Here is a 407-nt window from a genome sequence, read left to right on the forward strand (position 1 = left end):
CTGATCATCGCCTGCCCCTGTGCCCTTGGGCTTGCCACGCCTATGTCAGTGATGGTGGGCGTCGGCAAGGCGGCCGAATACGGCGCACTGATTCGCCAGGGGGACGCCCTGCAGACGGCCGGCAAGCTGGATCTGGTGATCCTGGACAAGACTGGCACCATTACCGAGGGTCACCCGGCCGTCACCCGTTTCCATGCCACCGACGGCGATACCGGCAGGTTGCTGGCCCTGGCCGCCGGTCTGGAACAACACTCGGAGCACCCGTTGGCCGAAGCCATTATGGCGAAGGCGAAGGACCAAGGGGCAACGCCGGACAATGTCACCCGCTTCGAAGCCCTCAACGGCAAAGGCGTGCAGGGCGAGCTGGATGGACAAACCGCGCGCCTGGGCAACCGCCGCTGGCTGGA

The 407-nt window shown here is 65.8% G+C and carries 1 protein-coding gene; it reads left to right on the top strand.

Translation table 11 applies throughout. The annotated features are described in order from the left end of the window. Positions 1-407, top strand: a 407-nt coding sequence (locus tag B3M52_RS08670; protein ID WP_286749409.1) for an HAD family hydrolase, incomplete at both ends; no start/stop codon positions are given.

Source organism: Marinobacter sp. UBA2688 (assembly GCF_002352785.1).
Classification (GTDB): Bacteria; Pseudomonadota; Gammaproteobacteria; order Pseudomonadales; family Oleiphilaceae; genus Marinobacter; species Marinobacter salarius.